The sequence below is a fragment of the Minwuia thermotolerans genome (genome assembly GCF_002924445.1).
Classification (GTDB): Bacteria; Pseudomonadota; Alphaproteobacteria; order Minwuiales; family Minwuiaceae; genus Minwuia; species Minwuia thermotolerans.
The window spans coordinates 1-7,647 of record NZ_PIGG01000019.1; the positions used below are offsets into that span (position 1 = coordinate 1).

The window sequence follows — 7,647 nt, forward strand, 5'->3', positions numbered from 1 at the left end:
ACCGCGCCGATCCAGTCGCGGTTGTCCAGGTACCAGCGGACGGTTGCCGCGATGCCGGCCTCGAAGGCGCGCGCCGGCCGCCAGCCCAGCTCGCGCTCGATCTTCGCCGGGTCGATGGCGTAGCGGAAATCGTGGCCGGGCCGGTCGCCGACGAAGCGGATCAGGTCGGCATGCGGGCGGTGGCGCGCCTCGGGCGTTTCGTCCAGCACGGCGCAGATCGCCCGCACCAGGTCGATGTTGCGCCGCTCGCCCCGCGCGCCGACCAGGTAGGTCTCGCCCGGCCGGCCGGCGTCGAGGACGCGAAGCAGCGCCGCGACATGATCGTCCACGTGAATCCAGTCGCGCACGTTCTCGCCCCGGCCGTAGACCGGCAGCGTCTCGCCGGCCAGCGCGTTCAGGATGATCACGGGGACCAGCTTCTCGGGGAACTGGAAGGGGCCGTAATTGTTGCCGCAATTGGTGATCAGCACCGGCAGCCGGTAGGTGGCGTGAAAGGCCCGCACCAGGTGGTCCGCGCCCGCCTTCGAGGCGGCATAGGGGCTGGTCGGGCGGTACGGGTCGCCCTCGCGGAAATGCCCCTCTCCCGGCAGCGCGCCATAGACCTCGTCGGTGGAGACGTGCAGAAACCGGAAGGCCGCCCGCGCCGCCTCGTCCAGACCGCGCCAGTGGTCCAGGGCGCATTCAAGCAGCACTTCCGTGCCCGTGACGTTGGTGCGGATGAAGGCCCCCGGCCCGTCGATGGAGCGGTCGACATGGCTCTCGGCGGCCAGGTGCATCACCGCGTCGGGCCGGAAGTCCGCGAAGGCGTCGGCCATCGCCGCCTTGTCGCAGATATCGGCCTTCAGGAAGCGGTAGCCCGGCCGGTCCGCGACGCTCGCGACGTTCTGCGGCAGGCCGGCATAGGTCAGGCAGTCGACGTTCAGCACCTCGGCGCCGTCGGCCACGAGCCGCCGCACCAGCGCCGATCCGATAAAGCCGCAGCCGCCGGTGACGAGAACCCGCATGGCGCTCACACCCCGCCGAAGCCGGCGAGGTCGGGCCAGGCGCGGTCCTTCTCCGAGAGGATCGCCGCGCCCCGGTCGACGGGCCAGTCGATGCCCAGCGCCGGATCGTCGAAGCGGACGCCCCGCTCGGCTTGCGCGTCGTAGTAGCCCGTCACCTTGTAGATCACCTCCGCGCCGTCGGTCAGCGTACAATAACCGTGGGCGAAGCCTTCGGGCACCCAGAGCTGCGCCCAGTTCTCGCCCGAGAGCTCCACCGCCACGTGCCGCCCGAAGGTGGGCGAGCCGCGGCGGACGTCAACCGCCACGTCCAGGATGGCGCCGCGCAGGCAACGCACCAGCTTCGCCTGCGGGCTGGGCGCCACCTGCAGGTGCAGGCCGCGCAGCGTGCCGGCCCGGCCGTTCAGGACGTGATTGTCCTGCACGAAGTCGGCCTCGATGCCCGCCGCGGCCAGCGCGCGCCGGTTCCAGACCTCGGAGAAGAAGCCGCGCCCGTCGCCGTGCCGCGCGGGCCGGACGATCCGCACTTCGGGGAGAGCCGTGGTCTCGACCCGGAGCCGACCCGTAGAGCGATCGATCCCCGACCTTGTCGCAAGCTTCGATTCAGCCGGCATCAATAAGCAAGACCGACCGAACAGCCGGCCATATCATCCGATCGGTACACGGGGCCGTCCTTCTCGTCTGTGTGTGATTGCCGTCGCCTCGCCTGGGGCCGCCACGTCTAGAACAGGCGTTCGTCCACCCGGATGACATCGCCCGGCAGGACCCTGGAGGCACCGTTGACCTTGATCCCGTCTTCGGGACCGCCGGCACGCTTGATGGTGATGTCGTCCTCATCGGCGCGGAAGGTGAAGCCGCCGCCCATCGCCACCGCGGTCAGCACATCCAGACCGCTGCGATAGGGATAACTTCCCGGTTCGTTGACTTCGCCGATGACGTAGAACGGTCGATAGTTCAGCACCTCGACACTGACCCGCGGATTGCGGAGATAGCCATCCTTGAAGGCGGTCTCGATCGCGTCCTGGAACTGCTGGATGGTCTTGCCTTCCGCATCCACACCGCCGATCAGCGGCATGGAGACATCTCCGGTCCCGGAGACTTCGAACTCGCCGGAGAGGTCTTCTTCCTGATAAACAGTGATACGCAGCCTGTCGCCGGCGCCCAGGCGGTAGACCTGATCGCTCTGAGCAGCGCTCTGATTGACAACGCCTGTGGTGACCAGGAGGCAGATGACCGAGAAGATACTTAAGAGAGATCGGTACATCCGACGCATTTGACCTCGATACTAGTTCAGGTAGCCGACTTTCAGGCGAACACCGAAGACGTTGTTCGAATAGTCGCCGCCCACATCAGATGAATCGCGGCGCTTGTAGTCATAGGTCAGCCCCAGCTTGACGCGGGGGTTGAAGACATAGTCGACGCCAACGCCGGCCGAGTAGTCATTGTCTTCCGTAGCGCCCGCGGCGGCTTCGTCCGTCAGATGCGCATAGCGCAGATTGCCGAACAGCTCCCAGGTGCGCGCCAGGTCATGCGTCGCATTGAGGGAGACGCTTGTCACCAGCCGCGCGCCGGCATCGGCATCTGTCGATTCGGCGATACTCCGGCCTGTCGTCAGCGTCAGGTTCGTCAGGCGGTTCGGCAACTCCCAGTTCACCGAGCCCTTGAAGTCCAGACCGCTGACGTCGTCGAGCGCCGGATCGTCGAAGGTACGCATCAGATAACCGACGCCAAAGCTGACCTGCAGCTGCGATGACGGGAAGTAGGTCGCACCGGCACGCGCCGCATAGCCCGTCGCATCGCGGTTGAGGCCGTTGTCATCGACCGCATCGACATAGTCCAGCCGATTGACGTCGCCTTCGACGAAGGCGCGGATATGACGCTGGACGCCATAGCTCAGCCGCGCCTCGCCGTCATAGATGACGACGTCACGGTCGTCATTGTTCTCGGCGTCCGTATCGTGGAAATTGGCATAGGTCACGCCACCGCCCGCCTGCACCCCCAATCGGTTCGGCCGGCTGCGCACGAGGATCTTGCTGCGATAGCGATCGAACTTGGTGGTCTCATCATTGACGGCGACATTGTCGTCGCCGCGATTGTCATGGCCGCGGCGATAGCTGACGAGACCGTCGATCTTGGTGGCCCGCGTCACATCCACCGTGCCATTGGCGCGAAGCTGCGCATCGAGAGAATTGTCCGCCGTATTGTCGAGATAGCGATCAGCGCGAAGGCCGGCATCGAATTCGAGCTTGTGCCGCCGCCAGGTCGAGACCGCCTTCAGCGTCGGCGCCACGGAGAGGATGAAGTCCTCCTCCTCCTGCCCGTCGTCCTCCAGCGCGATATTGTCGTCATAGCGCGCCCCCAGCTCTACGCTGGGCTTGAGAACGAACGTGCCCACCGGGATGCCATCTTCGCGCGACTGCGCCGCCACCTGGCCGGCGGCAAGGGCCGCCACCAGGGTCGCCGCCGCTGTCATCTTATACGGAATTCTCATGCCCCACCTCTGATAAGTCATTGCAGCCCTCGGTCAATCGGCAAGACACCCTCTGCTCTATCTTGCACCTTGACCAGGCTGAGCCCGGTCCATCCCGTTCAGCCGCTCGCCAATTCCGAATCGTCGGAATCGTCAATCGCGTCGGCTTCGTCGACCTGCTCTGCTTCGGCCGCTTCCGCCAGCTCCGTCTCATCCACGCCGATGGCCTCTGCGACCGACGGTGCGATGGCGGCGACCTCTGTATCGGATGCCTCGGCCACGGCCGCCACGATCTGGACCGCCGCATCCGGATTGTCCTGCGCCACTCCGACGGCGATATCAGCGGCCTGTTCTGGCGCCACAGCCGCCGCAGCGCCGGCCACCTGCGCCGCCTGCGCCGGCGCCTGCTGTGCGACGATCCGAGCAACCTGGACGGCGCTCTCCGGGAACGCCGTAACCAGCTGCGTCGTCAGCGCCACCGCCGCATCGGGGAATTTCGCGAGCACCTCTGCCACCGCTGCCGCAGCCGATTCCGGATTGGCCTGCACCACCTGGACGGCGAGCGCGACGGCGCCGGCCTGGTCGCCCGTGAAGGCGTTGAGATCCGCGACCGACTGTGCCTGCGCCTGGCCCATCTGCAGCAGGACGGCGACGGAGGCGACGAGGCTTAGACGTCGAACCGATGTCAACATGTGCTTTCCCTCTGATAACATATCGAACGTGGTACATGGACCCGGCGGCCCCGTCAATTGCGCTCAACGCTTGCGGCATCTTAGGGGCGCAATGTGTTGCAAAATGGTCAACATGTCGATCGGCAGCAGGCGTTATCGGCCATTTGGCCGGCGCCGATGACATCACGACCCGGGACTAAGCGGGACAAGTCGGGACATGGCGGGACGCCGATAGCTCGATTGGCGCTCCGCTGCCCCTGGATGGACGCTGGGTTTGTTTCGGTAAATCGGGTTTTCAGGCAACTTGTCGCTCTTCGTTCTCGATCATCGAGGCGTGCCATGCGGCGAAGGCGCGCCGCCGCAGCGACCTGGCCTCGCCCAGGTAACGGCTCAACAGGCGGTGATGTCCCTGGTGAGCAGAAATTTCCGCTGCGATATTCTGCTCGACGTGTCGGAGGGCGAACTGCGCAAATTTCCTCTCCATCGAGGTCATACCCATTGACTTCAGATATTGGCGGAACTCCTCCGCAGTATTCAGTCGCTCCTGGAAATAACCATCGACCGTCAATGGTTCGCCCTCGAAGTCGATCAGCGCCTGCTGACAGCGGACCAGCCGCGCCTCCGCCTCGGCGAGAACGAGCGCCCGAAAGCCCCGCTCATCGCCGGGCAACAGCTCCGCCGGCGAAATATCGGGCTTGTCGAGAATGATACCGAGCCAGGTGTCGACGGCCGACGGGTCGGGACGCGACGTTGCGCCATGGCGGCGCGCATTGCCGGCGACGATCGCCTTGCCGGCCGCGGTTCGGGGGCCCGTGCTCTTCAAGGCATTGGCGCGGTTGCGGGCCCTGATGGCGTAGGAGGTCACCCCTCGATCACCTCGCCCTCGGCCGGCCGTTGTTTGTGGAGGGCATCGATGTGCCGCTCCCAGGCTTCGTCGTCAGCATTTGAACCTTCGGAGCGGCGATGGGCGACCACGGCCTCCTCGACCGCTTGGCGGGCAATCCTGCGGATACCCGCCTCCCGCATGCGGCGGCGCTGCAGAAGCTCCCACTCGATGGCGACGAGGTTTTCGGCAATGATACATTCATAGGGCGTGAGCGGCGCCAGCGAGTGCATGAGACCGCCATGAAAGCCCTCAAAGGAGCCGGGATCTTCGCCGATGATCGGATCGCGAGCGGGGAGGATTTCGGCGAAGCTCGTGAGGTTGAAGCGCTGTGGGTTCGGCAGACTGACCTTCTTCGACATCGCCATCTCCCTTCAATCCACCCGAAATGGCCGATGTTCAGCCGGTTCGTTCACCTTCGATACCCGTCCAAGTCTCATCAATCACTACTATATCTGGAGGCGCCTGGCGCATCAACCTCGAGATATTGCGGGCCTGGCAGGTTTTTTCAGGAGATGGTGCAGAGGGGATTGGGACGGGGTCGTTCTCCAAAGCTATGGAACCACGCCGTCTGATTCTGCCAAGCCGATTCAGGCCGTCCCCGAGCCTTCCTTCGGCGAGGCGAGACGGATGCCGGGCCGATCATCAGGCGCTCCGATAAACTCGATGCCAGCGGTTTCAAATACCCTTTGAATGGCATCCAGTGTGCGTGCCCGGCTTGGGGGCACTCCCTCTTCGGCCTCCAATCGCTGCACTGTCTTCAAGGCAATGCCGGCCCGCTCAGCTAATTCGTCAGCGCTCCATCTCAACGCCGATCTCGCCATTCGCAACTGAACTCCGGTGAGCATTGACAATCCATAATGTCCTATATTAAGACATTTATATCCTGTATGAGGACAATATGTCTGTCGACTGGCGATCCGAATTCCAACGCCTCGAGGGCGCCTATGCACCGTCAACGATGCGGAGTTACTACGCCGATGTCGAGGCCTTCGAGAAATGGTGCCACGCGCATGGTCTCGGCCAACCATTCCCGGCTCGTGTCGAAACGGTCTGCCGGTTCCTGGAGGACCAGGGGGACAAGAGAGCGCCGTCAACGGTCCGACGCCGCCTCTATGCCATCCGCAAGGCGCATCGGCTTCTCGGATTGCCTGATCCCACATTTGATGAGGAGATCAACCTCGCCTTCCGGCGTATACGCCGCCGCAAGGCCGTTCGTCCGAAACAGGCCAAGGGCCTGACGCGCGACTATCTCGATCGCTTTCTGGAGACCGAGCCCGACACGCCCTGGGGGCTGCGCAACCGCACCATGCTCTCCCTCGGCTACGAACTCCTGACCCGTCGCTCGGAGCTCGTCGCCCTGCGCACAGACGATCTGGAAATGCGTGGCGACGGCACCCTCCGCGTTCTCATCCGGCGGAGCAAATCCGATCCCTTCGGCCAGGGGCGACTCGCATTTACCTCCGAGCGGACAGCACAGCTGGTCCGGCAATGGCTGGATTGGCGTGGCCTGGATATCGACTGGCTCTTCTGCCCCATCGACCAGGGCAAAGCAATCAACCGCGATCTCGGTACCACCACGGTGAAGCGGCTTGTCAAGAACGCGGCGAGACGCCTTGGTCTCGATCCGTCGGAGGTGGACGCATTCAGCGGCCATTCGATGCGCGTCGGCGCCGCGCAGGACCTGCTGACAAGAGGGTTCGATACGGCCGCCATCATGCGCGCCGGCGGCTGGAAATCGGTCAACGTGCTGGCGCGTTACCTGGAGAAGGCCGAGCATAATGTTTGGGCCCAAGGGGACCTAGCGAAAGGCGTCGGTACGGCTCGCGATCGTTCATCCAGCCCTGCGTCGATTTGATGGCCAATGAGATCGAGATATGAACGCTTCGGGCAAGGCGTAACGCCACATGCCCCCTGGGCGTCATTGTCAATCACCTCAAGCCCATTCAGGGAAATCCTTGATGCGATCGCTGGGTATGCCGCCCTAAAAAAGCTCCTCGCCAAGCATATTGGAAACACCAAGAAGCGCAATTGCTGCGTCGTCAGATAGCGCGGCCAAATTCCCTTCGGCCAACTGCTCCACGTTCACGTCCACTTCTGCAATCCTCGTGTCGTAAGACATTGTATAATCCAGACTCTGCCCCGGCTTGGCAGCAAAATCGGCAGTCGCTGCACCACTATTATGGTCAAAGCGAAACTCATCTGCCTCCAGACTGTCCGTAGTTTCCCCCGCCGTGTTCTCCAGCAGCGTCACCGCGCCGGCGCTCTCGATCACGGTCTCGGGCTTCTCGGGCTCGCCGATGATGCCGTCGCCGTCGATGTCGACGCCGCTGGCAGCCTCCATGATCCAGGGGGGGTCAACGGAATAGTACTTCACATACGCCCCAGCGCCGTCGGTCTCCCACATCGTGTAGTCGCCATTCGTGCGCTGCCAGAGCAACTGGAAACCACCGCCCCCGAGCCCTTCGGCATGGATCATCGACCAGCCGGCATAGCTGTCCCCTGTCACCGCCCCGCCGTCTCGGGTGATCCCCGTCCGGACACCGCCAGCCTCAACCACATATGCACCCGCCGTGTTCTCCAGCAGCGTCACCGCGCCGGCGCTCTCGATCACGGTCTCGG

8 protein-coding genes and 1 pseudogene are annotated in these 7,647 nt (G+C 64.1%); 1 reads left to right on the forward strand and 8 read right to left on the reverse strand.

Going from position 1 to position 7,647, the window contains the following annotated elements; translation table 11 throughout:
• The 7 genes from rfbB to CWC60_RS04135 form a co-directional block, all read right to left on the reverse strand.
• Window positions 1–1,004, reverse strand: a 1,004-nt coding sequence (gene rfbB / locus CWC60_RS04105; protein WP_109792740.1) for a dTDP-glucose 4,6-dehydratase, incomplete at its 3' end; no start/stop codon positions are given.
• A 5-nt stretch (window positions 1,005–1,009) separates the two neighbouring features.
• Window positions 1,010–1,615, reverse strand: a complete 606-nt coding sequence (rfbC, locus tag CWC60_RS04110) for a dTDP-4-dehydrorhamnose 3,5-epimerase (RefSeq protein ID WP_109792741.1) — start codon at window positions 1,613–1,615, stop codon at window positions 1,010–1,012.
• Between the two features lie 107 nt (window positions 1,616–1,722).
• The gene (locus CWC60_RS04115) at window positions 1,723–2,265 is read right to left on the reverse strand and encodes a polysaccharide biosynthesis/export family protein (RefSeq protein WP_206419757.1); all 543 of its coding nucleotides are present in this window, start codon (window positions 2,263–2,265) and stop codon (window positions 1,723–1,725) included.
• Between the two features lie 21 nt (window positions 2,266–2,286).
• Window positions 2,287–3,492, reverse strand: a complete 1,206-nt coding sequence (locus CWC60_RS04120; RefSeq protein WP_164516354.1) for an outer membrane beta-barrel protein — start codon at window positions 3,490–3,492, stop codon at window positions 2,287–2,289.
• A 98-nt stretch (window positions 3,493–3,590) separates the two neighbouring features.
• Entirely contained in the window at window positions 3,591–4,163 is a 573-nt protein-coding gene (locus CWC60_RS04125; RefSeq protein ID WP_109792744.1) for a hypothetical protein, read from the reverse strand.
• A gap of 274 nt (window positions 4,164–4,437) precedes the next feature.
• A complete protein-coding gene (locus tag CWC60_RS04130; protein ID WP_109792745.1) occupies window positions 4,438–5,007 on the reverse strand; it encodes a hypothetical protein in 570 nt (189 codons plus the stop codon).
• Window positions 5,004–5,387 (reverse strand): hypothetical protein, encoded by a 384-nt coding sequence (locus CWC60_RS04135; protein ID WP_109796396.1) that lies wholly within the window; start codon window positions 5,385–5,387, stop codon window positions 5,004–5,006. Before CWC60_RS04135 ends, CWC60_RS04130 begins: the two co-directional genes overlap by 4 nt.
• Before the next feature lie 539 nt (window positions 5,388–5,926).
• Between CWC60_RS04135 and CWC60_RS04145 the strand changes: the two genes are divergently transcribed.
• Window positions 5,927–6,883 carry a tyrosine-type recombinase/integrase gene (locus tag CWC60_RS04145; protein WP_109792748.1) on the forward strand — a complete coding sequence of 319 codons (957 nt, stop codon included), beginning with the start codon at window positions 5,927–5,929 and terminating at the stop codon, window positions 6,881–6,883.
• Between the two features lie 126 nt (window positions 6,884–7,009).
• Here the strand turns inward: CWC60_RS04145 and CWC60_RS04150 are convergent.
• Window positions 7,010–7,647 (reverse strand): annotated as a pseudogene (locus CWC60_RS04150) (hypothetical protein); the annotation flags it as partial.